The organism is Allobosea sp. Root483D1 (genome assembly GCF_001429505.1).
Classification (GTDB): Bacteria; Pseudomonadota; Alphaproteobacteria; order Rhizobiales; family Beijerinckiaceae; genus Allobosea.
The window spans coordinates 1,139,862-1,163,644 of sequence record NZ_LMJW01000022.1 but is presented as its reverse complement, the minus strand read 5'-3'; the positions used below and the strand labels follow the sequence as shown (position 1 = coordinate 1,163,644).

The window sequence follows — 23,783 nt, the reverse complement described above, 5'->3', positions numbered from 1 at the left end:
TTTCCAGGGAGCCTGAAATGCCGACACGTCGCGCTTTCATCGCAGGCACGGCTGCCGCCATCGCGGTCAGCAAACCCAATATCGGCCGCGGGGCCGACAAGAACGTGATCAAGTTCGTGCCGCAGGGCGATCTTGCCGTCGTCGATCCGATCTGGACGACGGCGACCGTCACCCGCAATCACGCCTTCCTCGCCTATGACACGCTGTTCGGCCAGGACGAGAGCTACAAGGCCCAGCCGCAAATGGCCGAGGGCGCGCTCGCCGAGGCTGATGGCAAGACGTGGACGATCAAGCTGCGCGACGGCCTCAACTTCCATGACGGCACGCCGGTGCTGGCGAAGGACTGTGTCGCCAGCCTGAACCGCTGGGCCAAGCGCGATTCCTTCGGCCAGACGCTGATGGCGCAGACCGACGAGCTCGCCGCGGTCGACGACAAGACCCTGCGCTTCCGGTTGAAGAAGCCGTTCCCGTTGCTGCCCGACGCGCTCGCCAAGATGACCGCCGCGGTGCCGGTGATCATGCCTGAGCGCCTCGCCAGGACCGAGGCGACGACGCAGGTCACCGAGGTGATCGGCAGCGGGCCGTTCCGCTTCATCGCAAGCGAGCGCCAGTCCGGGAGCCGGGCGGTGTACGAGAAATTCGCGGGCTATGTCCCGCGCAGCGACGGCAGGCCGGGCCGCACCGCCGGGCCGAAGATCGTCCATGTCGAGCGGATCGAATGGCACACCCTGCCGGACCCGGCGACGGCAGCGGCGGCATTGCAGAGCGGCGAGATCGACTGGGTCGAGCAGCCCTTGCCGGACATCCTGCCGCTCCTGGCCAAGGATCCCAAGCTCGAGGTCGCGATCAAGGAGACGACAGGTTCGATCGCGATCATGCGGATGAACCATCTGCATCCGCCCTTCGACAATCCGGCGATCCGCCGCGCCGTGATGATGGCGATCGACCAGGCCGAGTTCATGGAGGCGGTCGGCGGTCCCGACAAGGAGTTGTGGCGCACCGGCGTCGGGCTGTTCCCGCCGGGCACGCCGATGGCGAACGATGCCGGCATGGAGGTGCTGAACGGCCCGCGCGACATCGCCAAGGTCAAGCAGGCGCTGGCCGCGGCCGGCTACAAGGGCGAGAAGGTCGTCCTGCTCGGCGTCACCGATCTCGCCAATCTCAAGGCCGAATGCGAGGTCGGCGCCGAGATGCTGAAGCGCATCGGCATGAACGTCGACTACCAGGTGATGGACTGGGGCGCGGTGGTGACACGCCGGGCCAACAAGGAGCCGCCCGGCAATGGCGGCTGGAACTGCTTCTTCACCGGCTGGAACGGCATCGACATCCTCGATCCGGTCGGCCACATCTCGCTGCGCGGCAATGGCGCAGCGGCCTGGCCGGGCTGGCCGGTGGCGCCGAAGATCGAAGCGCTGCGCGAGGCCTGGATGGAAGCCGCCGACCTTCCAGCCAAGCAGGCAATCGCGGCCGAGCTGCAGAAGCAGGCTTTCGAGGACGTGCCCTACGCGCCGCTCGGCCAGTACTTCCAGCCGACGGCCTTCAGTCGCAAGCTCACAGGCGTGCTGCCGAGCTTCCCGACCTTCTGGAACGTCAGGCGCGTCTAGCGAGGGCGGCGCGGGCTAGGAGGCTGCCGACGAGCAGGCATCCCGCCCGCAGCCAGGCCGCCAGCGCCTGGCGGCCGAGTTCCGGCATGGGCTGGGCTGCCGGCGGTGGCAGGCCGAGCGCGCGCAGGAGCTGGTCGGCAAGGAGCGCGAGCGCGAGGACCGCCGCGAAGCCGGCCAGCGCCGCCACGAGGCCGCGCAGCCGGGGCAGGGCCGGCAGTATGGCTGTGGCTGGGGCGGCGGGCGGGCGCATCGTCTGGTCCTCGACGGGTTTGCTTCGAGGACGGACGAGGATCGACGTTGCCGACAGGGCGTTGAAGATTTTTTGAAGCGCCCGGTCCGCAGGGCAGCTAGGCGCGTTTCGACATGGACAAAGCCGGCGAATTGGCCAATGTCCTGTTATCGCCACGCTTTCCTGCGAAACCCCTCCCCATCATGACCATTCACGATCCCGCCGTCCCCGCGCTTACCGTCTGGGTAGCGCTGGAGAGCCCCACCCATCACGTGCCCGGCGTCAACGGGATGATGGACCTCGTCGCGAAGGAGGTCGAAGGCCTGCCGATCGCGGTCGAGCGCGTTCCCGGCCGCGACGGGCTCGGCGACAACCTGATCCTGCGCGCCGGCGTCCGTAACGGCGAGAAGGCGATCGCATTGATGTCGCATCTCGACACGGTCCACCCGGTCGGGACCAGCGCCAAGGACTTAGCCGTCAGGGTCGAGGGCGACCGGCTCTACGGTCCCGGCGTCTACGACATGAAGGGCGGCGCCTGGCTGGCGCTGCAGGCTTTCAAAGATGCCGCCAAGTCCGGCACGGTGCAGCGGCCGCTGGTCTTCCTGTTCACGCCGGACGAGGAGATCGGCTCGCCGACTTCGCGGGCGCTGATCGAGGATATCGGCCGCGAAGCGATGGCGGTGCTGGTGACCGAGCCGGCGCGCGAGGGCGGCAAGATCGTCACGGCGCGCAAGGGCGTCGGCCGCTTCGAGGTCAAGCTCGAGGGCCGGCCGGCGCATTCCGGCTCGCGCCATGCCGACGGACGCAACGCCATTCGCGAGGCGGCGCACCAGATTCTCGCGATCGAGGGCATGACCGATTATTCGCGCGGCATCACCACGACCGTCGCGCTGGTCGGCGGCGGCACGGCGGCGAACGTCATCCCGCAGCATGCCTGGTTCAGCGTCGACTGCCGTGTCACCTCCCTGGCTGACGGCAAAGTCATGGAAGAGCGCATCCTTAGCCTGAAGGCCTTTGATCCGGATGTGAAGCTCAGCATCACCGGCGGCATGAACCGGCCGCCCTACGAGAAATCGCCGGAGGTCGCGGCGCTCTACGAGCAGGCGCGGGCTGTGGCGGCCAAGGTCGGCTTCGATCTGCAGGACTGCCCGATGACCGGTGGCGGTTCTGACGGCAACTTTACCGCGGCGCTGGGCATTCCGACATTGGATGGCCTCGGAATCGATGGCGATGGCGCCCACACCTTGCAGGAATATGCGCTGATTTCCTCGATCGCGCCGCGCCGGGCGCTGATCAAGGGGCTGCTGGAGACGCTGTGAGAAGGACCTGCCGTCATGCTCGGGTTTGACCCGAGCATCTCAGGCCGCGTGAAGCTTCGACCGGCGCTTTCTCGTCGCGATATTCTCGGGTCTGCGCTTCGCTCCGCCCGCGAATGAGGGCAAGCCACCCCTTCCGTTAGCCGGACAAATCCGCTCTGATCCAGCCCGAGGCCGTGCGACGGCCGGAGCGGAGGAGTGCGGCATGAAGGGCTGGATCGCGGGAATGCTCGGTGTTGTCGGCGTGATGGTGACGGGAATGGCGGACGCGCAGGATTTGATCGTCGAGAAGAAGGTCTTCGAGCTGCCGAGCTACACTACGCAAGGCGGGCGCACGCTGAAGAACGTCAAGGTCGGCTGGGAGAGCTACGGCACGCTCAACGCCGACAAATCCAACGCGATCCTGATCTGCCATTTCTTCTCGGCCAATTCGCACGCCGCCGGCAAATATGCGGCTGCCGATGCGGCGCCGGGCTATTGGGACGCGATCATCGGTCCCAGCAAGGCGATCGACACCAACAAGTATTTCGTCCTGTCCTCCGATACGCTGGTGAACCTGAACACCGGCGACCCCAAGGTGACGACCACCGGCCCGGCTTCGATCGATCCCGATACCGGCAAACCCTATGCGCTCGACTTCCCGGTCGTGACCGTCGGCGATTTCGTCAATGTCCAGAAGGCTCTGGTGGAGAGTCTTGGCATCAAGAAGCTGGTCTTGGTCGCCGGCCCCTCGATGGGCGCGCTGCAGACCTATGAATGGGCGGCGAGTTATCCCGACATGGTCGGCAAGGCGATGGCGGTGATCGGGGCGGCCGAGGCCGATGCCCAGCTCATTGCCTGGCTCGACGTCTGGGCGGCGCCGATCCTGGTCGATCCGAACTGGAACAATGGCGACTATTACGGCAAGACGCCGCCCAATGCCGGCCTAGCCAAGGCCTTCACAGTGCTGACGCTGCAGGCCAATCATGGCGACTGGACCAACGGTACCTTCGGGCGCCGCCCGGCCAAGGAAGGCGAGGACCCCGCCAAGGCGCTCGGCAACAAGTTCCAGGTTCAGAGCATTTTGGATAACGCCGGTGAGGCCCGTGCCAAGGTCTCGGACGCCAACCATTTCCTCTATCTGGTCAAGGCCAACCAGCTCTACGCCGCCGGTGGCAAGTCGCTTGCCGATGCGATGAGCCGGATCAAGACACCGCTGCTGATCGTCAATCAGCCCAAGGACCTGGTCTTCCCGGACGAGATGATCCAGCGCACCGTCGCCGAGGCGAAGAAGGCCGGCCGCGATGTGACCCACGTCACCATCCAGGGCACGCGCGGCCATCTCGACGGCGTGATCTCGATGAAGCAGGCCGAAGGGGCGGTGAAAGCGTTCCTGGAGAAGTGAGGCTGAGCGCTTGACCAAGCCTGTCGTCTCGCTGCGCGAGATCACGGCCGAGACCGTGCGGGCGATCTGCGAGCTCGAGCCGCATCAGGCGCAAAGCGGCTTCGTCGCGCCCAATGCGGTCTCGATCGCGCAGGCCCATTTCAATCCGGCTGCGGTGTTCCGCGCCATCTATGCCGATGAAATGCCGGTCGGTTTCATCATGTGGCGGCCAGACGATGACGGCGCGAGCTGCTTTCTCTGGCGCTTCATGATCGACGGGCGGCATCAGGGCGAAGGCTATGGGCGCGAAGCGATCACGCTCTGGCTGGAGAGCCTGCCGCCGCAGGGATACAAGCTCGCCCGGCTAAGCTATGTGCCCGGTGGCGCTGGGCCGCATGGCTTCTATCTGGCGCGGGGTTTCCTGGATACGGGCGAGACCCGCGCCAATGGCGAAAAGCTGATGGAGCTGGCGCTTTAGAAGTGCACATCCCGGCCTATCCGGCAAAGCGCTCGCGATAAGCCTGCGGGCTCGCCCCGAGCCGGCGCAGGAAGGCCCGGCGCAAGGTTTCCTCGGAGCCGAAGCCGCAGCGACGGCCGGCCTGCGCGACCGAGAGACCCTGTTCGAGCAGGCGGCGCGCGGTCTCGATCCTGATCTCCTCGACGGCGCGGGCCGGCGTGCGGCCGGTCGCCTGGCGATAGTGCCGGGCGAAGCTGCGCAGGCTCATCCTGGCCTCGCCGGCCAGCCGCTCCAGCGAGAGATCGCCGCGCAGGTTCTCGACGATCCAGCCATGCAAACGGTCGAAACGCTCGTCCTTCTCCTGCAGGGTGAGCGCCGCGCTGAACTGGGCCTGGCCGCCGGGGCGCTTCAGGAAGACGACGAGCTGGCGGGCGATGGCGAGCGCCGGCTCGCGGCCGAGATCGGCCTCGACCAGAGCGAGCGCGAGGTCGATCCCGGCGGTGACGCCGGCCGAGGTCCAGACATCGCCGTCGCGGATATAGATCGGATCGGGCTCGAGCCGTACGGAAGGGAACATCGCCCGGAATTCGGCGCAGCGACCCCAATGCGTCACGGCGCGCTTGCCGTCGAGCACGCCCGCCACTGCGAGCATGAAGGCGCCGCTGCAGACGGAAGCGACGCGCTGCGCTGACGCCGAGCGCCGCCGGACCCAGGCGACCAGTGCCGCATCGTGGCAGGCGGCGTTGACGCCATAGCCGCCGGCGACGACCAAAGTGTGCAGCGGCGCGGTCGGCTCGGGGAGCGGCATAGCGACGAGTTCGAGTTTTGAGCTGGTGACGACACGGCTCTCCGTGGCCACGACTGCAGTCTCATACGGCAGGGGCCGGCCAGCGAGGTGTGCCAGGTCGTTGGCGGTGGCGAAGACCTGCAAGGGCCCGGCGACGTCGAGCAATTGCCCGCCGGGGAAGGTCAGGATCTCGATGCGGCGCATGTTTGGCCTGAAGCGAGGGATGCTTGGCAGTTCGGCCAGAGCTTTGCGCGCTAGGTTGCTCTCGTCAATCAGGAGTTCGCACCATGTCTCTCAGCTTCGGTATCCTCGCCTTCCCGCAGGTCCAGCAGCTCGACCTGACCGGTCCCTATGAGGTCTTCGCTTCGGCCCGGGGTGCGCAGGTGCACCTGATCTGGAAGGATACTGCGCCGCTCAAGGCCGCGACCGGGCTTACGCTGACGCCGACCACGACCTTCGCCGACTGCCCGCCGCTCGACGTGCTCTGCGTGCCGGGCGGCGCCGGGGTCAATGCCTTGCTCCAGGATGAAACCGTGCTCGCCTTCCTGCGCGAGCGGGCAGGGCAGGTGCGTTATCTCACCTCGGTCTGCACGGGATCGCTGGTGCTGGGAATGGCCGGGTTGCTGAAGGGTAAGCGCGCCACCAGCCACTGGAACGCGCATGACCTGCTGGCGCGGTTCGGTGCGATCCCGACGCAGGGGCGCGTCGTGCGCGACGGCAATCTGATCACCGCCGGCGGCGTCACCTCCGGCATAGATTTCGGGCTGACGGTGATCGCCGAATTGCTCGGCGAGGAGGAGGCGCAGCTGATCCAGCTTTCGCTCGAATATGCGCCGGAGCCACCTTTCCGGGCCGGCACGCCGCAGGAGGCGCCGGAGCCTATCCTGGCTGCGGCACGGCAGCGTCTTGCCGGCTCGCGTGCGGCGCGCGAAAAGCTGCTGGCGGCGCTCTAGCCGCCGTTGAAGCGGAGCGAGCATGGCCAACGAGCGCAGCATCCTTCTGTTCTCCTACGGCACGCTGCAGCAGGAAAACGTCCAGCTGTCCTCGTTCGGTCGACTGCTCTACGGCCATGACGACGCCATGCCGGGCTTTTCCCAGACCATGCTGGAGATCACCGATCCCGAGGTGATCCGCACCAGCGGCAAGCGCTTCCACCCGATGGTGGCGCCGAGCGACGAGCCGGCCGACAGCGTTGCCGGCAAAGTCTTCAGCATCAGCGCCGAGGAGCTCGCGGCGGCTGATCGCTACGAGGTCGCCGACTACAGGCGGATCAGCGTCCGGCTGGCTTCGGCAAGGAGGCGTGGGTCTACGTCAAGGCGTGAACGCCTCGCATTGGTCCGCGGGTTTTAGAGCGGGCGCTCCCGCAGTGCCTTGAGCGCGGCGTCCTTGGCGCCCTGCGCGAGCGCTTCCGTCGGGTAGTCCTGGCTGCGGAAGCGCCATTTGTCGCGCAGCAGCCCGGCTTTGGTGACCGGCTCGGCGGTGAGCCTGGCCAGCTCGCCTTGCCGCTGCTCTCGCTTCGCTTCCAGCGCGGCTGCAGCTTCCGCCGCCTGGCGCTGCGCCTTCTCCCGGTCACGCTCGGCCTGCTGAGCCTCGCTGATCTCGACCCAGCGCTGGGCCATCACCACGAGCCCCTCCGTATAGGGCGCGCCATAGCCGACGCCATAGCCGCCCCAGTTGGTGCGATCGAGCGAAACCGAGTACTGGCTGGCCGCATAATAATAGCTGGCGGTGAGCGGCGTCACGGACTTGATCTCCCAGCCGCCCTCGGTCAGCTCGGCGACGAGCTCCGCCATCTGTTCGTCCAGCGTCGACCGGTCGGGTGCGATGTGACCCCAAACGGCATCGCCCTTGCTGCCCGTGTCTTCGTTCCGGTAACCGCAGTGGAGCCGGCGGGTACAGCTCTCGATGATCCTCGTCATGATCAGATGTCGCCCGCCTCTTCGAAGACCAGCCGCGAATGGGCGCCGGTGCTGCCGATGATCGCGCAGGAGGCCTTGTCGCGCTTTGGCGCCGGCCCGGTCAGGACGATCCGCGAGCCGAAGCCGTTGGGGTTGGTCTCCATCATGCCCGAGACCGGGTAGGCGGCCGGCTCGCAGCCCTTCTTGAAGACATAGGCGGTTCCACTGACCCGCTTGCCGTTGAAGCGTCCCTCGAACAGCAAGGTTCCGGAGCGGACCGTGCCGGCGATCGCGGCCCTGGGCTCGTCATAGACGATCCGGCCACGAGTCTCGTCGACGAGGACGGTCGAGCCGTTATGGTTCCAGAGCGAGCCGTCGAGCCCGGCGGCCGAGGCTTGTGCGATGCTGGTTGCGAAGGCGATGGCGGCCAGGCTGGTGATGCGCTGCATGATGCTCCTCTCTGCTTGGAAGCTGCATAGCGGCGACGTGTAAGCAATCGGTCCGCTTGCGGCGTGCAAGTCGAGCGAGCGAATTCATCGATGATTAGGATGGCGAGGTGCGTGCCCGGCTGCGGCGGTTCGGCTGATGGACAGGTCCCCAGGGCACCGCTATCGACAGTGCCGGGGAGCCGGCCTTTGAGCGCAGCCAAGTCCATCAGAGCAAGATCCTGGGTCGCGATCGTCGCGGCCTATGTGCTCGTGCTGCAGGGGCTGTTCGGCGCGGTCGTGTCGGGACAGAACCTTGCGCCGGCGCTGCTCGATCGCGCCGCGCATCTGACACTCTGCGCGCCCGGTGCCGAAAGCGTGCCGCTACCGGGGCAAGAGCCTGCGCCGCATCTGCCGGCCTGCTGCCTGCTCGGTTGCGCCTGGATCGGCGCTGCCTATGCGCCGCCTGACCGGGCAATCTCCTTCGACGAACCGGCGCCTCGTATCGCGCTGGTCCGCTTCGACGGTCTGACAGCGCTGCCATTGCCGGGACAGGAGCGACTGGCTGCCCGTCCCAGAGGACCTCCCCTCCAGACCTGACGCCGCAGCGGCCCTGAAGGCCGCCCCGTCGCAACGCCCGAATGTCCGCCTGGCCCAGAAAAGCCGGCGGAGTGTTGGCAGGTCTATCGAGGAACCCAGCAATGACCGCTCACGCGGATATCCAGACGCGCGCCGATGCCGGCCGCGCCTTCGCATTATCGTCAGAATTCAAGGTCTTCATCGGAAGGCTGCACTTCTATGCCGGGCTGTTCGTCGGCCCGTTCATCCTGGTCGCGGCGCTGACCGGCACGCTCTATGTGCTGACGCCGCAGATCGAGAACCTGATCTATCGCGAGCAGCTGAGCGCGACCACGGCGGGCGAACCCGCTTCGCTCGCGGCGCAGACCGAGGCCGCACGCAAGCATATCGGCGCGGGACCGCGCTTCTTTGCCATCCGTCCCGCTCCGAGAGCGGGCGAGACCACGCGCGTGATGTTCGCGCAGCCCGGCCTTGGCGATTCCGAGAGCCGGGCGATCTTCGTCGATCCGGTCTCGCTGGCGATCAAGGGCGATCTGATCATCTACGGCACCAGCGGCATCCTGCCGTTCCGGACGACGCTCGACTATCTGCATCGCAACCTGCTGCTCGGCGAGTTCGGGCGCCATTACAGCGAGCTGGCGGCGTCCTGGCTCTGGGCGGTGGTGCTCGGCGGTGTCGCGATGTGGTTCTGGCGGCGTCATCCGAAGGCTGCCGAGCGGGCGCGAGCCAATCCGGCGCTGCGCGACCGGCGCTGGCACGGCCTGATCGGGCTGACGCTCTCGCTCGGCCTGGTCTTCCTGTCGATCACCGGGCTGACCTGGTCGAACTATGCCGGCGACCGGATCGACGCGCTTCGGGCGAAGCTCGGCTGGGTCACGCCCTCCGTCTCGCTGAAGCTCGGCGCTGCGCCCGCAGCTGACGAGCATGCTCATCATGGCGATCACGGTCCGGCTGTGGGAGCGGCGCCCGGCAGTGTCGGGCAGCTCGATGCTGCGCTCGCCGCGGCGAAGGCGGCGGGGATCGAGTCCCCGCATGTCGAGATGCGGCCGCCTCGGGCTGAGGGCCAGGCCTGGCTGGTCCGCGAATACGACCGGAGCTGGCCGACGCAGGTCGACACGGTTGCCCTCGATCCGCGCGATCTGTCGGTGGTCAGCCGGGCCGATTTCGAGACCTTCCCGCTGATAGCCAAGCTGATCCGCTGGGGTATCGACACCCATATGGGCATCCTGTTCGGCTGGCCGAACCAGCTCCTGATGGCCGGGCTCGGCATCGCCCTGATGGTGACGACCGTACTCGGCTACCGGATCTGGTGGCGCCAGCGGCCGGCGCCGGGCTCGTTGCCGCGGACGCTGGTCCAGGCCTGGCTGCGGCTTGGCTGGACGGGCAGGGCGATAGCGGTCCTCGTCGCCGCGGGACTAGGCTGGGCGCTGCCGCTGGCCGGCGTCAGCCTCGCGCTCTTCGTGCTGGTCGACATCACCCGCTGGCGGATTGCGCGAACCGCCTGAGCGATACGCGATCCGGGGCTCAGCCGCTCCGGATCACGGCGCGTATGCCGTCGATGACGAACTGGACTGCGAGCGCGGCGAGGATCACGCCGAGCAGGCGGGTCAGCACGACATTGCCGGTGACGCCGAGCAGGCGCGCGATCGGCACCGCCAGGAGGAAGACAGCGAGGCAGGAGAGGATCACCAGCCCGCAAATCACCGCGAGCGAGGACAGCATCGCGATGTCGCCATTGGCGCGGCCGGCGAGCAGCATCATCGCGGTCAGCGCGCCCGGACCGGCCATCAGCGGGATCGCCAGCGGGAAGGCGGCGACGTTGCGGATATGGTCCTGGGTGATGGCGGTGTCGGCCGTCTGCTGCTTGCGCTCGTTGCGGCGCTCGAACACCATCTCGAACGAGATCCAGAACAGCAAAAGGCCGCCGGCGATGCGGAAGGCCGGCAGCGAGACGCCGAGCGCCTTCAAGACGACGTCGCCGGCGAGGCCGAAGAAGGCCATGATGCAGAAGGCGATGATGCAGGCGCGCACCGCGACCTGCCGGCGCTCGCTCGGCGACATGCCGCGCGTCAGCGACAGGAAGATCGGCGCCAGGCCCGGCGGATCGAGCGTCACCAGCAGGGTGACGAGGGCGGAGGAGAGATATTCGGCGAACATGTCTCTTCCTCGGCCTGTTCCCGGTCGTGTCGCCAAGGCCTGATTCAGCGGCGCGCGGTCAATCTAGGCACGGCCGGCTGCCTCCGTCACGCGCCAAACATGGCGAGATTGCGGAAGGGGCGCGAAAGCGAATCAAAAATCCGACGCAAGCCGCTGCGATCAAAGGGTTTTATTTTCTCTGAATAGAGTCGCGTTTCGCTGGCTTCGCGCGCCGGAATCGGCTAGCCAGAACGTTGAAAAACCAGCGGTAAACGGGACTTTTTCCCTTGAGCGAAGACAACGACGACAAGCGCGACGGCAGCCCGCATTTCGGCGGCGACATCAAGCCGATCGCGATCACCGACGAGATGAAGAGGAGCTATCTCGATTACGCGATGAGCGTGATCGTGAGCCGCGCTCTTCCCGATGTCCGCGATGGCCTCAAGCCCGTGCACCGGCGCATCCTGTTCTCGATGCACGAGAACAAGAACCTGCCGGACCGGCCCTACACGAAGTGCGCCCGCATCGTCGGCGACACGATGGGTAAGTACCATCCGCACGGCAATCTCGCGGTCTACGACGCGCTTGTGCGCATGGCGCAGGACTTCTCGCTGCGCCTGCCCTTGATCGATGGCCAAGGCAATTTCGGCTCGATGGACGGCGACAGCCCGGCGGCCGATCGCTACACCGAGGCGCGCCTCGACAAGGCGGCGATGCCGCTGCTCGAGGACCTCGACCTCGACACCGTCAACTTCCAGCCGAACTATGACGGCAAGGAACACGAACCGACGGTCCTGCCGGCGCGCTATCCGAACCTGCTCGTCAACGGCGCCGGCGGCATCGCCGTCGGCATGGCGACCAACATCCCGCCGCATAATCTCGGCGAGGTGATCGACGCCTGCGTCGCGCTGATCGAGAACCCCGAGATCACGATCGACGAGCTGATCGAGATCGTGCCCGGCCCGGACTTTCCGACCGGCGCCCAGATCATGGGCCGCAGCGGCATCCATTCGGCGTATCACACCGGGCGCGGCTCGATCATGATGCGCTCGAAGACCCATATCGAGGAGCTTCGCAAGGAGCGCGAGGCGATCATCGTCACCGAGGTTCCCTATCAGGTGAACAAGGCGACGATGGTCGAGAAGATCGCCGATCTCGTCCGCGAGAAGCGGATCGAGGGCATCTCCGACCTGCGCGACGAATCGAACCGCGAGGGCGTGCGCGTCGTCATCGAGATCAAGCGCGATGCCGTCGCCGATGTGGTGCTGAACCAGCTCTACCGCTTCACGCCACTGCAGACCTCCTTCGGTGCCAACATGGTGGCGCTGACCGGCGGCCGGCCGGAGATCCTGAACCTCAAGGACTTCATCTCCGCCTTCGTCGAGTTCCGCGAGGAAGTCGTTTCGCGGCGCACGCGCTATCTGCTCAACAAGGCGCGCGAGCGTGCCCATGTGCTGTGCGGCCTCGCCACCGCCGTCGCCAATATCGACGAGGTGATCCGCCTGATCCGCACGGCGCCGACGCCGTCGGCCGCGCACGAGTCGCTGATGGCGCGCAACTGGCCGGCCGAGGACATCGCGCCGCTGATCGCGCTCGTCGACGATCCGCGCCATCCGATCAACGCCGACGGCACCTACCGCCTGTCGGACGCGCAGGCCAAGGCGATCCTCGAGCTGCGCCTCGCCCGCCTGACCGCCCTCGGCCGCGACGAGATCGGCGACGAGCTCGAGAAGCTCGCCAAGGAGATCGCCAACTATCTCGACATCCTGCGCTCGCGGGCCCGCATCCAGGAGATCATCAAGACCGAGCTTTCCGAGGTGAAGGCCGCCTTCGCCACGCCGCGCCGTACCGTGATCCAGGACTGGGGTTCGGATCTCGACGACGAGGACCTGATCGCCCGCGAGGACATGGTCGTGACCGTCAGCCACGCCGGCTACATCAAGCGCGTGCCGCTCTCGACCTATCGGGCGCAGAAGCGCGGCGGCAAGGGCCGCTCCGGCATGTCGACCCGCGAGGAGGATTTCGTCACCCGCCTCTTCGTCGCCGACACGCACACGCCGATCATCTTCTTCTCCTCGCTGGGCCAGGCCTACAAGGAGAAGGTCTGGCGGCTGCCGCTTTCGGCGCCCAATGCGCGCGGCAAATTCCTCAACAACATGCTGCCGCTGGACAAGGACGAGCGCATCACCACGGTGATGCCGCTGCCGGAGGACGAGGAGAGCTGGGAGCGGCTCGACGTGATGTTCGCGACCCGGACGGGCAATGTCCGGCGCAACAAGCTCTCCGACTTCGTCCAGGTCAACCGCAACGGCAAGATCGCGATGAAGCTCGACGAGGGCGATTCCATCGTCGACGTGCAGATCTGCTCGGAACATGACGACGTGCTGCTGACCACGGCCGGTGGCCAGTGCATCCGCTTTGCCGTGCCTGAGGTCCGCGTCTTCAAGGGCCGCGACTCGACCGGTGTGCGTGGCATCAACCTGGCCGATGGCGACGAGGTGATCTCGCTCGCGATCCTGCACCATCTCGATGCGACGCCGGATGAGCGTGCCGCCTATCTCAAGCGCGCCGCCGCTGCCCGCAAGGCGTTGACCGGCGAAGGCGAGGAGGCAGCCGAGCCGGTGACGAGCGGTGACGCCGAGGAGGCTGGCAGCGACATCGAGCTCGGCCAGGAGAAATACGCCGAGATGGGTGCTGCCGAGCAGTTCATCCTGACACTGTCGGAGAATGGCTACGGCAAGCGCAGCTCCTCCTTCGAGTACCGGGTGACCGGGCGCGGCGGCAAGGGCATCGTCGCCATGGTCGTCAATGACCGCAACGGCAAGCTCGTGGCCTCTTTCCCGGCCGAGGAGAAGGAGCAGATCATGCTCGTCACCGATGGCGGGCAGGTGATCCGGGTGCCGGTCGATGCCGGCCCGAACAACCGCATCCGCATCGCCGGCCGCTCGACGCAAGGCGTCACCGTGTTCAACACGGGCGATGGCGAGAAGGTCGTCTCGGTCGAGCGCATCGGCGAGGAAGCCGAGGAAGAGGGCGAGACCGGCGAGGGCGAGAATGGCGGAGGCGAGGAGGCGGCCGGGGAGGCGTGAGCCACCCCCGGCGAAGCCCGCCGTCCCGTGACGTCATGGTCGGCCTTGAGCCGACCATCTCAGGCTGGAAGAGGCTCCAGTGCGCGCTTTCTCGTCATGGGATTCTCGGGTCTGCGCTTTGCTTCGCCCGAGAATGGCGCGCGCCTATAGCATCGGACCGAAAAGTGGAATCCACTTTTCGGAATAATCCGATGCGATAACAATGTGATAGATCATCGTGATCGCGCCCGATTGGGCGCGCGATGATCTAGCGCAGCACTGGGATCGCCGGGCCCGGCGTCCTGAGCGCTGCGTCGATCTCGGGGGTGAAGGCGGCGCCGAAGAAGGGGCCGCGGACCTCGAAGGGCACGCGCGTCGAGGTCGTGGTCGAGCTGAGCGCGCCATTGAGGTCGAGCCAGCGCCGGCTGAGATCGGCCGTGCCGTTGAGGACGACGTTGTAGCCCGAGCCGGCGATCTGCGTGTCGGTGACGTAGAGCACGCCGAGATTGGCGAGGGCGGTGAGCTGCAGTGTTTCGAAACTGCTCTTGCCCTGGCGCCAGTCGCGCGCGGAGGCCGGCGGCTTCTCGGCCTTGCGCAGCAAATCGGGGAAGGCGATGCCGCGGAACTCGCCTTGCCGGATGGTCAAGCCGGCGCGTCCGGTCAGCGAGCTCACGACCTGTTCCAGGCTGCCGCCGGCGCCTTCGAAGGCGAGCTGCCCGGTCGCGGTGCCGCTGAGGCGGGCGAGTTCCGGCAGATCGTCGGCCGCCAGCGCCAGATTCACCTTTTCGAGGCCGAGCTGCAGCTTGACGTCCGCGCCGGCCGCGACCGGCGTGGCGAGGATGCGGGCGCGAGCCGAGCCGCCATAGGCTGCCGCGCGCAGCAGCGATGCTTCGAAGCGGCCCTTGCGGATCAGCAACTGGGCCGCGAGGTCGCCGAAGCGCGTGGCGCCGATCCGGGCAGCATCGAGTGAAAGCCGCAGGTCGACGTCGTTGGTGGTCCAGCCGTCGAATTCGAGCGGGGTTCCGCTCGCTTCAGTGCCCGCCGCAGCCGGTTGCGGCTCGGCCTGCCGCAGCAGGCGCCCGAGATCGAACGCGGCGCCGGCGAGCGTGCCGGACAGCGCCCAGTTGGGCATGGCGCCGTCAAGCTTGAGCGCCCCCTCGAGCTGGTCGCCGTCGACCATGGCGACGACCGAGTCGAGCGCGATACCGCCCTGGCTGATCTGGGCCTGCGCGGTCAGTTCGACCTGCCGGATAAGGGAAGCGATACGCGGGCGCGGGCCGATCCAGGCCAGCGCGTCGGACAGCGATTTCGTGCTGAACTCGATCTGGCCATTGGTGGTGCCCTGGGCAGCGGCGCGCGTGCCGTTGAGGCGCAGGTTCATCAAGCGCGAGCCGAGCGAGAAGGCGGTGCGCGCCCGCTCACCGGCCACCGGCCAGAGAATGTCGACCTTGGTGGCCTCGCCGCGCCAGGTGAAGGAGCCGGCGAGCGCGACCGGCGCCTGGGCCGAGCGCTCCTCGATCAGCAGGTTGACGTCGCGCAGCGTCGTCAGGACCGTGCGGTCGGAGCGCATCATGACGCTGCCGGAGCTCAGGACCAGCCGGGTCTGGCTATCGAGCCGCGCGAGATAGCCGAGGATGCGATCGAGCCAGCGGGCGTAGCCACCATCGGACTCGTCGGCTGCGACGTCGATCTCGGGAGCGACCAGGTCGATGCGGTCGAAGTCGAGCTGTCCAGCGATCAGCGGGAGCAGGCGGGCGCGGGCGCGCAGGCGCGCCGCCTTGCCGGAGAGCACGCCCTGCGGGTCGGCGAAGGTTACGTCGGAGAGGCTGATCCGGGGCAGCGGCAGGATCGCGATCTCGGCGCGGCGCAGGCCCGTCACCTTGAGGCCGGTGCGCGCCTCGATGCCGGCGACGACGGAGCGCTCGACCTGCGACAAGGCCAAATTCCACGACCGCAGCCCGAGCGTGAGCAGCAGCGCGGCAGCGGCGAGGCCGATCAGAAGTGCGCGTCGTGACATGGCCGGGTGTTTGGCCTTCATCTGCGTGACGGCGGGGCCCCGTCGTCAGGCAATCCGATAGCGCGAGCGATTCGACCGAGAGGCCGGAATGTCGTCGCGCGGCAAGGGTTTATTCCTCCGGCTCACGAATGTCGAGTTCGGCACGGGCCGGACCTTCGTAAAACCGGGGAAACATCTCAATTTTCGCGCGAAACCAGCCGCTGCTCGCCGGCGCGCGCGAGCCTGAGCGCCGGATAGATGCCGATCGCGACGATCAGCAGCGCCGCCAGGGCGCCGTCCTCGAAGACGCCGCGGGCGGCGTGGCCGTAGACCAGGGTCGCCAGCGTGTCGAAGTTGAGCGGGCGCAGCAGCAGTGTCGCCGGCAATTCCTTCATGCAGTCGACGAAGACGAGCAGGGCTGCGGCGGCGATGGCCGGGCGCATCAGCGGCCAGTGCAGCCGGTGCAGGAGCTCGTGCCTGTCGGCGCCGAGCGAGCGCGCCGCATCGTCGATGCGCGGCGAGATGCGGGCATAGCCGCTCTCGACCCCGTTCACGGCGATGGTCAGGAAGCGCACGACATAGGCGATGAGCAGCGCGGCGCCCGACCCCAGCAGCAGCAGGCCCGGGCTCGCGCCGAAGAGCGCGCGGCTCGCATCGGCGACGAGATTGTCGAAGGCGGCGAGCGGCACCAGCAATCCCAGCGCCAGCACCGTGCCGGGCAGGGCATAGCCGAGCGAGGCGATGCGGGCGAGCAGCGGCAAGGCGCGCTCGCGCCCGAGCCGCAGCGCTGCGGCGATGCCGAGGCCGATCGCGACGATCAGCGCGGCCGAGAGCGCCGAGATCGCGACGGTGTTGGCGAGTGCCCGCCAGAGCGCCGCGTCGGCCTGGGCGAAGAGGTCGCGGCGCCACAATTCGCCGAGCAGGTAGAAAAGCGGCAGCACCGCGCCGAACAGCGCCGGCAGGACGCAGGCGACCGAGGCTGCCCAGGCGCGGCCGCCCGAAAGCTGGATGCGACCGACCGGCCGGGGCCGCTTCACTGGCAGGGCGAAGCGGCGCGCTCCGCGCGTGCGCGCTTCGGCGACCATCAGTCCGACCACGACGAGCAGCATGACACAGGCGATCTGGGTGGCGCCGGCAAGCGAGCCGCGATTGATCCAGGTGGTGTAGACCGAGATGGTCAGCGAGCGGACGCCGAGATACTCGCTGGCGCCGATGTCGTTCAGCGTCTCGAGCAGAGCGAGGGTAAGGCCGGCGGCGAGGGCGGGGCGGGCCATCGGCAGGCCGATGCGCCAGAACAGCGGCCAGCGCCTCGTGCCGAGGGTGCGGGCGGATTCGATCAGCGCGGCGCTCTGCATCGAGAAGAGCGCGCGCACGCTGAGATAGACGTAAGGGTAGAGCACGAGCCCGAGGATCAGGACCGCGCCCGGCAGGTTGCGCGGATCGGGGAACCAGTAGTCACGCAGCGAGCGCCAGCCGGTGAGCGCCCTGAGCGCGCTCTGGAACGGGCCCTGGAAGCCGAGGATTTCGACGTAGACATAGGCCGTGATGTAGGTCGGCAGCGCCAGCGGCAGTACGAGCAGCCATTCCAGGCTGCGGCGGCCTGGGAATTCGTACTGCGTCACCAGCCAGGCCGCGCCGGTGCCGACCGCGCCGCAGAACAGGGCGATGCCGGCGAGCAGCAGCGCCGTATTCCAGAGCGCGACCGGCAGGACATTGGCGGCCAGATGCGGCCAGATCGCCAGCGCCTCGCGCGACAGTGCGGTGAAGGCAAGCGCAAGCACCGGCAGCGCGACCAGTGCGGCGGCGGCCGCGGTGACGTAGACCAGACGCGTCGACGGCCGCCAGCGAGCTGGCGGCCGTTCTGCATGTGTCGCTGAGGCGTTCAAGCTCAATTGTCGAAGCCGACCTTGTCGACGAGCTCGGAGGCGGCCTTGCGGTTCTTGGCGACGTCGCCGAGCGGGGTCGTGTCGGGCGTCAGCGCGCCGAGCAGCTTGACCGCTTCGGCTTCCTTGACGGCGGCGTTGACCGGATACTCGAAATTGCCGTCGGCATAGAGGTGCTGCGCCTTCTCGCCGAGCATGTACTCGATCAGCTTGACGGCGTTCTCCTTGTTCGGCGCGTTCTTGGCGATCGCTGCGGCCGAGACGTTCACATGGGTGCCGCCGCCGGTGAAGGTGGTCTTCAACGGCTTGATCGCGTCGTACCAGCCCTTCTGCTCGTTCGTCGCCTTGCTCATCAGCCCGATATAGTAGGTGTTGATGATGGCGATGTCGCACTGGCCGGAGAGGATGTCGCGGGCGACGTCGCGGTCGCCGCCACCGGGCTTGCGGGCGGTGTTGGCCTTGATCGCCTTCAGGAAGGCTTCGGTCTTCTCGGCGCCGTTGCGGGCGAGATAGGCCGCGAAGAAGGCGTTGTTATAGGGGTGCTGGCCGGCGCGGATGCAGAACTTGCCCTTCCACTTGGGGTCGGCGAGATCCTCATAGGTGATCGCGTCCTGCTTCACCCGGTCCTTGGAGACGACGACGATGCGGGCGCGCTGGGTCAGCGTGATCCAGTTGTCACCGGCGCCGCGCAGGGCGGCGGGAACGGTCTTGTCGACCAGCGCCGACTTGACCGGCTGGGTGATGCCGGCATCGGCCGCTGCCTGGATCTCGCCGACGTCGACGACCAGCATCACGTCGGCCGGGCTGTTGGCGCCCTCGGCCTGGATGCGCTGCTGCAGACCGTCCTTGAGGAAGACGGCGTTGACCTTGATGCCGGTGTCCTTGGTGAAGGCCTCGATGACCGGATTGAGCAGAGCCGGCTCGCGCGTCGTGTAGAGGTTGACGCTCTGCGCAAGGGCAGGGGCGGCCAGCAGGCAGGAGGCCAGGGCTGTCGCGGCAAGCGCGGTTCGAATGGTCATGTTTCGCTCCTTCGGGCGGGGCTGTTGAAATCGGCCATGCAGGACGGAGCGGTAGAGGCCGAAACAGGGTCGGTCAAGAAATATCCCTTTTGTTTCAATGTGTTATATCAATTCTAAACTGCATGATCATTATACAAATTCTAAACTGAATAGTTGACGGGCTTCGCCCGAGGTCGCTTCGCCGGCGGGCGATGCACTCGAAAGTCTTACGACTCCAAGGGTTTGAATTGAGCCTACTGTCTGCGCCTCGTCGGCCGGCGGGGCGGGCGTTCCGCCAGCTGCCGCCGTGTTGGGGGAAATGCGGCGCCTGACGGCCGAGCGGTGCCATGATCGTGAACCGGCGACTCTGCCTGCTGCACGCTGGGATTGCAGGCTTGGCAGGTGCCTGTGCTGCCGCGACGCCTGAGCTCGTGATATTTGCGCAACATCGGCAGCTATTGCAGTGCTGCACGGCCAGGCTGCCATGATTGCCGCGAAGCCGCCACAAAGCGGCCTCAGCTGCAAATTTCAGTAACTATCTGAGATACGGAAGAATTAAGCCCCGTCAGGCAGGGTGCGGAGCAGGAAAATGCTTCGCGGCTTGCTCGGGGCGAATGGATTGCACCGGCGGGCGGCGGCGTGGCACAGCTTGCGCCCGCCAGGTGGGGTGGCGGGACAGAGTTGAATGGACGCGCGCGTTTTCGATAAGTCAAAACTGCCCAGCCGCCACGTCAGCGTCGGGCCGGCCCGTGCTCCGCACCGCTCCTATTATTACGCGATGGGCATGACCGCGAAGCAGATCGCGCAGCCCTTCGTCGGCGTCGCCTCTTGCTGGAACGAGGCCGCCCCCTGCAACATCGCCCTGATGCGCCAGGCCCAGGCCGTGAAGAAGGGCGTCGCCTCGGCCGCCGGCACGCCGCGCGAGTTCTGCACGATCACCGTCACCGACGGCATCGCCATGGGGCACCAGGGCATGAAGTCGTCGCTGGCCTCGCGCGAGGTCATCGCCGACTCGGTCGAGCTCACCATGCGCGGCCATTGCTATGACGCGCTGGTCGGCCTTGCCGGCTGCGACAAGTCTCTGCCCGGCATGATGATGGCGATGGTGCGCCTCAACGTGCCGTCGATCTTCATCTATGGCGGCTCGATCCTGCCCGGAAATTTCAAGGGCCAGCCGGTCACCGTCCAGGATGTGTTCGAGGCGGTCGGCAAGCACTCGGTCGGCGCGATGTCGGATGAAGACCTCAAGGAGCTCGAGGAGGTCGCCTGTCCGTCCTCCGGCTCCTGCGGCGCCCAGTTCACCGCCAACACCATGGCGACCGTCGCCGAGGCGATCGGCCTGGCGCTGCCCTATAGCTGCGGCGCGCCGGCGCCTTACGATGTCCGCGACACCTTCTGCTACACCGCCGGCGAGATGGTGATGGAGCTGATCGCCCAGAACATCCGGCCGCGCGACATCGTCACCCGCAAGGCGCTGGAGAATGCGGCGATGGTCGTCGCGGCCTCGGGCGGCTCGACCAATGCGGCGCTGCACCTGCCGGCGATCGCACATGAGTGCGGCATCGACTTCGACCTCTTCGCCGTCGCCGAGATTTTCAAGAAGACGCCCTATGTCGCCGACCTGAAGCCGGGCGGCAAATACGTCGCCAAGGACATGTTCGAAGTCGGCGGCATCCCGCTGTTGATGAAGACGCTGCTCGACCACGGCTACCTGCACGGCGACTGCATGACCGTGACCGGCCGCACCATCGCCGAGAACCTCGCCAGCGTGAAATGGAACGACCAGCAGGACGTCGTGTACCCGGCGAACAAGCCGATCACGCAGACCGGTGGCGTCGTCGGCCTCGAGGGTAATCTCGCCCCCGAAGGTGCGATCGTGAAGATCGCCGGCATGCCGGCCGAGAGCCTGGTCTTCACCGGCCCGGCGCGCTGCTTCGACTGCGAGGAAGACGCCTTCAAGGCCGTCACCAATCGCGACTACCAGGTCGGCGACGTGCTGGTGATCCGCTATGAGGGGCCGAAGGGCGGCCCCGGCATGCGCGAGATGCTGTCGACCACCGCAGCACTCTACGGCCAGGGCATGGGCGACAAGGTCGCACTGATCACGGACGGCCGATTCTCGGGTGCGACGCGCGGTTTCTGCGTCGGCCATGTCGGCCCCGAGGCGGCTGTCGGCGGGCCGATCGGCCTGATCCGCGACGGCGACATCATCGAGCTCGACGCCATCACAGGAAAGCTCGCAGTCCGCCTTTCTGATGCCGAACTTCAGGAGCGTCGTAAGGCCTGGACGCCGCGCCAGACGGATTATCGGTCGGGCGCACTCTGGAAATATGCGCAGACGGTCGGATCCGCCAAGGGCGGCGCCGTCACCCATCCGGGAGGCGCAGCCGAGATACAGTGCTATGCGGATATCTAAGGCCATCATTGCCGGAGCCCTGCTGGCTCTGGGCTGCCAGCAGGCGGCCCGGGCGCAGGACGGGTCGGCCGAGCGCATGCCGGTGCCACCGCGCCCGATTCCCGGTATCGCCCTGCCGGAGCCGGACGTGGACAACCGTGTTGCGCCGGTGCCGCTCGCTCCCGGCCGCGGCGCGATTGCGCCGGCGCCGAGCGGTCCTGCTGCCCACACCGCCTTGCCGATCGCCCCGTTCAGCAGCGCCCGCGACGCGCTGAAGGCCTGGATGCGTGATTCGACCGCCGGCGATCAGGCCGGTGCGGTCAAGGCGCTCGAATATGCCGCCGCGCAGGGCCATCTCGCCGCGCAGTTCAAGCTCGGCCGGGTTTATGCCAGCGGCGATGGTGTTCCGACCAACGATCTCAAGGCCTTCGAGTATTTCTCGAAGATCGCGGACGAGAACGCCGACGAGATTCCCGGCACCTCGGATGGGCGCATCGTCTCGGCCGCCTTCGTCGCGCTCGGCGGCTATTTCCTCGACGGGATCAAGGGCAGCTATGTAAAGCCCAATCCCGATCGCGCCTTCGACATGTTCCATTACGCCGCCTCCTATTTCGGCGACCCGGACGGCCAGTACAATCTAGCCCGGCTCTATCTCAACGGCACCGGCGTCTCGCGCGATGCGCGCCAGGCGGCGCGCTGGATGAAGCTCGCAGCCGAGAAGGGCCATGCCCCGGCACGCGCCGTCTTCGGCGACATGCTGCTGCGCGGCGGCGACGGCGTACCGCGCCATCCGATCATCGGCCTGATGTGGCTGGCGCTGGCGCGCGAGGGCGCCGATACCGCCCGCGAGGGCTGGATCGTCGAGCGCTACGATGCCGCCTTCGCCACGGCGAGCGCGAGCGACCGGACGGCCGCGCTGGCGCTGGTCGAGCGCCAGCACATCCGCGCCGAGCGGCGCTAGATCATCGCGCGTCCGAATGGACGCGATCACGATGATCTATCACGTAGTTTTAGCATCGGATTCTTCCGAAAAGTGGACTCCACTTTTCGGTCCGATGCGTGCGCGACTGCATCCAAGTGCTGTAGAGCCACGTAGCCGAGGTATTCGACCTCGGAGGCTTTGCCATGCGCGACGCCGCATTCTTCAGCTTCATCGCCGCCTGCGCCGTGCTCGCCTGCCATAATGCCGGCGCACAGGAGCGCTTCGAAGAGTGGTCTCCGCTGACGAGCCCGTTCCCGAGCACGGGTGGCGGCGGCATCATGATCCATGATTACGATCCGGTCGTCGCCGGCGGCAAATGCAGAACGCGGTTCCGTGCGGTCGAGCCTGATGGCACGACCTATCACAACCTGATCGAGTTCGAGGCGAGCGAGACGCAAGGCGGGGTGCTCTGCAGCAAGGGGCAATGGCGCTCGGCCGATGGCAGCGCCAGCGGCACGACGCCGTTTCGCGTCTTCATCAAGGAAGGCGTCAAGCGCGGTTCGCCGGAATAGCGCGGCGCCCGAGGCCAGCCTTTCCCTAGCCTTCGAACGCATCCATCAGCGTGACGATGCAATCCTGCCGCTGGTGCTGGTTGATCAGTGGCACCAGTCGCCTGAAATGCTCGGAGCGGCAATGCGTATCCAGCGCCGCCTGGTCCGGCCATTGCTCGACGAAGACGAAATGGCCGGGGTCCTTCTGGTCGATGAAGAGATCATAGGCGAGGCAGAGCGGCTCAGCCCGCGTCTTCTCGACCAGTTCCCGGTAGAGCGGTTTCACCAATTCGACAGCGTCGAGCTTGATGAAGTCCTGGGCGATGACCTTCAGCATGCTCAGTTCAGCTCGATCAGCACCGGGACATGGTCCGAGGCCTTGTCCCAACCACGGACATGCTTGGCGATCGAGACCGCGCCGAGCTTGTCGGCGGCCTGCGGCGAAAGCAGCAGATGGTCGATGCGGATGCCGTTGTTCCTTTGCCAGGCGCCGGCCTGATAATCCCAGAAGGTGTAGAGGCCGGCTGCGTCGGTGGTGGCGCGCAGCGCCTCGGTGAAGCCCAGGCTCTGCAGCTTGCGGAAGGCGGTCCGGGTCGGCGGCAGGAAAAGCGCATCGCCGGTCCAGGCGGCGGGATCGCGGGCGTCGCGCGGCTCGGGGATGACATTGTAGTCGCCGGCGAGCACCAGCGGCTCCTCATGGGCGAGCAGGCCCTTGGCGTGCACCGCGAGCCGCTCCATCCAGGCGAGCTTGTAGGGGTATTTCTCGGTATTCGGCGGGTTGCCGTTGGGCAGGTAGATCGAGGCCAGTCGCACCACGCCGGAGCCATGCGGCAGCACGCCTTCGAGATAGCGCGCCTGCTCGTCGCCATCATCGCCCGGCAGGCCGCGCCTGACATCCTCGAGCTTGCTGCGCGAGATGATGGCGACGCCGTTGAAGCCCTTCTGGCCATGGATCGCGACCTGCCAGCCGGCGTCCTCGATCTCGGCGCGCGGGAAATCGGCGTCGACGCATTTCAGCTCCTGCAGGCAGAGCGCGTCGGGCTCGGCTTCCTTGAGGAAGGCGAGGACATGGGTCAGCCGCTGGCGGATCGAATTGACGTTCCAGGTGGCGATGCGCACGGGGCCGGCTCCGATTCAGACGAGCGGAGACTAAGAGACGGCCAAGCCGTCAATGCA

22 protein-coding genes are annotated in these 23,783 nt (G+C 67.1%); 12 read left to right on the top strand and 10 right to left on the bottom strand.

Translation table 11 applies throughout. The annotated features are described in order from the left end of the window. Positions 1-17: 17 nt before the first annotated feature. Entirely contained in the window at positions 18-1,604 is a 1,587-nt protein-coding gene (locus ASE66_RS28165; RefSeq protein WP_057192999.1) for an ABC transporter substrate-binding protein, read from the top strand. On the opposite strand, the gene ASE66_RS28160 is transcribed toward ASE66_RS28165, so the two are convergent. Further along, a complete protein-coding gene (locus tag ASE66_RS28160) occupies positions 1,591-1,854 on the bottom strand; it encodes a hypothetical protein (protein ID WP_057192998.1) in 264 nt (87 codons plus the stop codon). The genes ASE66_RS28165 and ASE66_RS28160 overlap by 14 nt on opposite strands. 182 nt (positions 1,855-2,036) lie before the next feature. Here ASE66_RS28160 and ASE66_RS28155 point away from each other — a divergent pair, with 182 nt between their 5' ends. The 3 genes from ASE66_RS28155 to ASE66_RS28145 all read left to right on the top strand — a co-directional run bounded on the left by ASE66_RS28155 (position 2,037) and on the right by ASE66_RS28145 (position 4,990). Then, complete coding sequence (locus ASE66_RS28155; RefSeq protein WP_057192997.1) at positions 2,037-3,152, top strand: M20 family metallopeptidase; 1,116 nt, start codon at positions 2,037-2,039, stop codon at positions 3,150-3,152. Positions 3,153-3,354: 202 nt separating this feature from the next. Further along, complete coding sequence (locus ASE66_RS28150; protein ID WP_082613779.1) at positions 3,355-4,533, top strand: E22 family MetX-like putative esterase; 1,179 nt, start codon at positions 3,355-3,357, stop codon at positions 4,531-4,533. 10 nt (positions 4,534-4,543) lie between these two features. Beyond that, on the top strand, positions 4,544-4,990 hold the full coding sequence (locus ASE66_RS28145) for a GNAT family N-acetyltransferase (protein ID WP_057192996.1): 447 nt from the start codon (positions 4,544-4,546) through the stop codon (positions 4,988-4,990). A gap of 16 nt (positions 4,991-5,006) precedes the next feature. On the opposite strand, the gene ASE66_RS28140 is transcribed toward ASE66_RS28145, so the two are convergent. Further along, positions 5,007-5,960, bottom strand: a complete 954-nt coding sequence (locus tag ASE66_RS28140) for a GlxA family transcriptional regulator (protein WP_057192995.1) — start codon at positions 5,958-5,960, stop codon at positions 5,007-5,009. A gap of 83 nt (positions 5,961-6,043) precedes the next feature. On the opposite strand from ASE66_RS28140, the gene ASE66_RS28135 reads away from it, so the two are divergent. Further along, complete coding sequence (locus ASE66_RS28135) at positions 6,044-6,709, top strand: DJ-1/PfpI family protein (RefSeq protein ID WP_057192994.1); 666 nt, start codon at positions 6,044-6,046, stop codon at positions 6,707-6,709. 22 nt (positions 6,710-6,731) lie between these two features. Continuing rightward, positions 6,732-7,106 carry a gamma-glutamylcyclotransferase family protein gene (locus tag ASE66_RS28130; RefSeq protein ID WP_244495082.1) on the top strand — a complete coding sequence of 125 codons (375 nt, stop codon included), beginning with the start codon at positions 6,732-6,734 and terminating at the stop codon, positions 7,104-7,106. Here the strand turns inward: ASE66_RS28130 and ASE66_RS28125 are convergent. Next, positions 7,103-7,675 carry a hypothetical protein gene (locus tag ASE66_RS28125; RefSeq protein ID WP_057192993.1) on the bottom strand — a complete coding sequence of 191 codons (573 nt, stop codon included), beginning with the start codon at positions 7,673-7,675 and terminating at the stop codon, positions 7,103-7,105. The two genes, ASE66_RS28130 and ASE66_RS28125, sit on opposite strands and share 4 nt — an antisense overlap. 2 nt (positions 7,676-7,677) lie before the next feature. Then, the gene (locus ASE66_RS28120) at positions 7,678-8,103 is read right to left on the bottom strand and encodes a hypothetical protein (protein ID WP_057192992.1); all 426 of its coding nucleotides are present in this window, start codon (positions 8,101-8,103) and stop codon (positions 7,678-7,680) included. A 186-nt stretch (positions 8,104-8,289) separates the two neighbouring features. Between ASE66_RS28120 and ASE66_RS28115 the strand changes: the two genes are divergently transcribed. After that, positions 8,290-8,679 (top strand): hypothetical protein, encoded by a 390-nt coding sequence (locus tag ASE66_RS28115; protein ID WP_057192991.1) that lies wholly within the window; start codon positions 8,290-8,292, stop codon positions 8,677-8,679. A gap of 101 nt (positions 8,680-8,780) precedes the next feature. Further along, the gene (locus ASE66_RS28110; protein ID WP_057192990.1) at positions 8,781-10,163 is read left to right on the top strand and encodes a PepSY-associated TM helix domain-containing protein; all 1,383 of its coding nucleotides are present in this window, start codon (positions 8,781-8,783) and stop codon (positions 10,161-10,163) included. Between the two features lie 19 nt (positions 10,164-10,182). On the opposite strand, the gene ASE66_RS28105 is transcribed toward ASE66_RS28110, so the two are convergent. Further along, positions 10,183-10,815, bottom strand: coding sequence for a MarC family protein (locus ASE66_RS28105; protein ID WP_057192989.1), 633 nt, complete (start codon positions 10,813-10,815; stop codon positions 10,183-10,185). A 266-nt stretch (positions 10,816-11,081) separates the two neighbouring features. Between ASE66_RS28105 and gyrA the strand changes: the two genes are divergently transcribed. Further along, the gene (gyrA, locus tag ASE66_RS28100) at positions 11,082-13,883 is read left to right on the top strand and encodes a DNA gyrase subunit A (RefSeq protein WP_057192988.1); all 2,802 of its coding nucleotides are present in this window, start codon (positions 11,082-11,084) and stop codon (positions 13,881-13,883) included. A gap of 247 nt (positions 13,884-14,130) precedes the next feature. Here gyrA and ASE66_RS28095 read toward each other — a convergent pair whose 3' ends face one another. The 3 genes from ASE66_RS28095 to ASE66_RS28085 all read right to left on the bottom strand — a co-directional run bounded on the left by ASE66_RS28095 (position 14,131) and on the right by ASE66_RS28085 (position 18,760). Beyond that, the gene (locus tag ASE66_RS28095) at positions 14,131-15,879 is read right to left on the bottom strand and encodes an AsmA family protein (RefSeq protein ID WP_057192987.1); all 1,749 of its coding nucleotides are present in this window, start codon (positions 15,877-15,879) and stop codon (positions 14,131-14,133) included. A gap of 176 nt (positions 15,880-16,055) precedes the next feature. After that, positions 16,056-17,744 (bottom strand): ABC transporter permease, encoded by a 1,689-nt coding sequence (locus tag ASE66_RS28090; RefSeq protein WP_156412356.1) that lies wholly within the window; start codon positions 17,742-17,744, stop codon positions 16,056-16,058. A gap of 2 nt (positions 17,745-17,746) precedes the next feature. Continuing rightward, positions 17,747-18,760: an extracellular solute-binding protein gene (locus ASE66_RS28085; protein WP_057192984.1), complete on the bottom strand. Its 1,014-nt coding sequence runs from the start codon at positions 18,758-18,760 to the stop codon at positions 17,747-17,749. 664 nt (positions 18,761-19,424) lie between these two features. On the opposite strand from ASE66_RS28085, the gene ilvD reads away from it, so the two are divergent. The 3 genes from ilvD to ASE66_RS28070 all read left to right on the top strand — a co-directional run bounded on the left by ilvD (position 19,425) and on the right by ASE66_RS28070 (position 22,628). Then, positions 19,425-21,155: a dihydroxy-acid dehydratase gene (gene ilvD / locus ASE66_RS28080; protein ID WP_057192982.1), complete on the top strand. Its 1,731-nt coding sequence runs from the start codon at positions 19,425-19,427 to the stop codon at positions 21,153-21,155. Further along, the gene (locus tag ASE66_RS28075) at positions 21,142-22,095 is read left to right on the top strand and encodes a tetratricopeptide repeat protein (protein WP_244495081.1); all 954 of its coding nucleotides are present in this window, start codon (positions 21,142-21,144) and stop codon (positions 22,093-22,095) included. The genes ilvD and ASE66_RS28075 overlap by 14 nt, the downstream gene beginning before the upstream one ends. Positions 22,096-22,259: 164 nt before the next feature. Continuing rightward, complete coding sequence (locus tag ASE66_RS28070; protein ID WP_057192981.1) at positions 22,260-22,628, top strand: hypothetical protein; 369 nt, start codon at positions 22,260-22,262, stop codon at positions 22,626-22,628. 25 nt (positions 22,629-22,653) lie between these two features. Here ASE66_RS28070 and ASE66_RS28065 read toward each other — a convergent pair whose 3' ends face one another. Both ASE66_RS28065 and xth read right to left on the bottom strand, forming a co-directional pair. Then, entirely contained in the window at positions 22,654-22,944 is a 291-nt protein-coding gene (locus ASE66_RS28065; RefSeq protein WP_057192979.1) for a putative quinol monooxygenase, read from the bottom strand. Positions 22,945-22,946: 2 nt separating this feature from the next. Beyond that, complete coding sequence (xth, locus tag ASE66_RS28060; protein WP_057192977.1) at positions 22,947-23,726, bottom strand: exodeoxyribonuclease III; 780 nt, start codon at positions 23,724-23,726, stop codon at positions 22,947-22,949. Positions 23,727-23,783 lie beyond the last annotated feature (57 nt).

Bases quoted from the DNA above. Each gene is read 5' to 3' on its own strand.
- ASE66_RS28165 (WP_057192999.1), top strand. From the start codon at position 18: ATGCCGACACGTCGCGCTTTCATCGCAGGCACGGCTGCCGCCATCGCG.
- ASE66_RS28160 (WP_057192998.1), bottom strand. From the start codon at position 1,854: ATGCGCCCGCCCGCCGCCCCAGCCACAGCCATACTGCCGGCCCTGCCC.
- ASE66_RS28155 (WP_057192997.1), top strand. From the start codon at position 2,037: ATGACCATTCACGATCCCGCCGTCCCCGCGCTTACCGTCTGGGTAGCG.
- ASE66_RS28150 (WP_082613779.1), top strand. From the start codon at position 3,355: ATGAAGGGCTGGATCGCGGGAATGCTCGGTGTTGTCGGCGTGATGGTG.
- ASE66_RS28140 (WP_057192995.1), bottom strand. From the start codon at position 5,960: ATGCGCCGCATCGAGATCCTGACCTTCCCCGGCGGGCAATTGCTCGAC.
- ASE66_RS28135 (WP_057192994.1), top strand. From the start codon at position 6,044: ATGTCTCTCAGCTTCGGTATCCTCGCCTTCCCGCAGGTCCAGCAGCTC.
- ASE66_RS28130 (WP_244495082.1), top strand. From the start codon at position 6,732: ATGGCCAACGAGCGCAGCATCCTTCTGTTCTCCTACGGCACGCTGCAG.
- ASE66_RS28125 (WP_057192993.1), bottom strand. From the start codon at position 7,675: ATGACGAGGATCATCGAGAGCTGTACCCGCCGGCTCCACTGCGGTTAC.
- ASE66_RS28120 (WP_057192992.1), bottom strand. From the start codon at position 8,103: ATGCAGCGCATCACCAGCCTGGCCGCCATCGCCTTCGCAACCAGCATC.
- ASE66_RS28110 (WP_057192990.1), top strand. From the start codon at position 8,781: ATGACCGCTCACGCGGATATCCAGACGCGCGCCGATGCCGGCCGCGCC.
- ASE66_RS28105 (WP_057192989.1), bottom strand. From the start codon at position 10,815: ATGTTCGCCGAATATCTCTCCTCCGCCCTCGTCACCCTGCTGGTGACG.
- ASE66_RS28095 (WP_057192987.1), bottom strand. From the start codon at position 15,879: ATGTCACGACGCGCACTTCTGATCGGCCTCGCCGCTGCCGCGCTGCTG.
- ASE66_RS28085 (WP_057192984.1), bottom strand. From the start codon at position 18,760: ATGACCATTCGAACCGCGCTTGCCGCGACAGCCCTGGCCTCCTGCCTG.
- ilvD (WP_057192982.1), top strand. From the start codon at position 19,425: ATGGACGCGCGCGTTTTCGATAAGTCAAAACTGCCCAGCCGCCACGTC.
- ASE66_RS28075 (WP_244495081.1), top strand. From the start codon at position 21,142: ATGCGGATATCTAAGGCCATCATTGCCGGAGCCCTGCTGGCTCTGGGC.
- ASE66_RS28070 (WP_057192981.1), top strand. From the start codon at position 22,260: ATGCGCGACGCCGCATTCTTCAGCTTCATCGCCGCCTGCGCCGTGCTC.
- ASE66_RS28065 (WP_057192979.1), bottom strand. From the start codon at position 22,944: ATGCTGAAGGTCATCGCCCAGGACTTCATCAAGCTCGACGCTGTCGAA.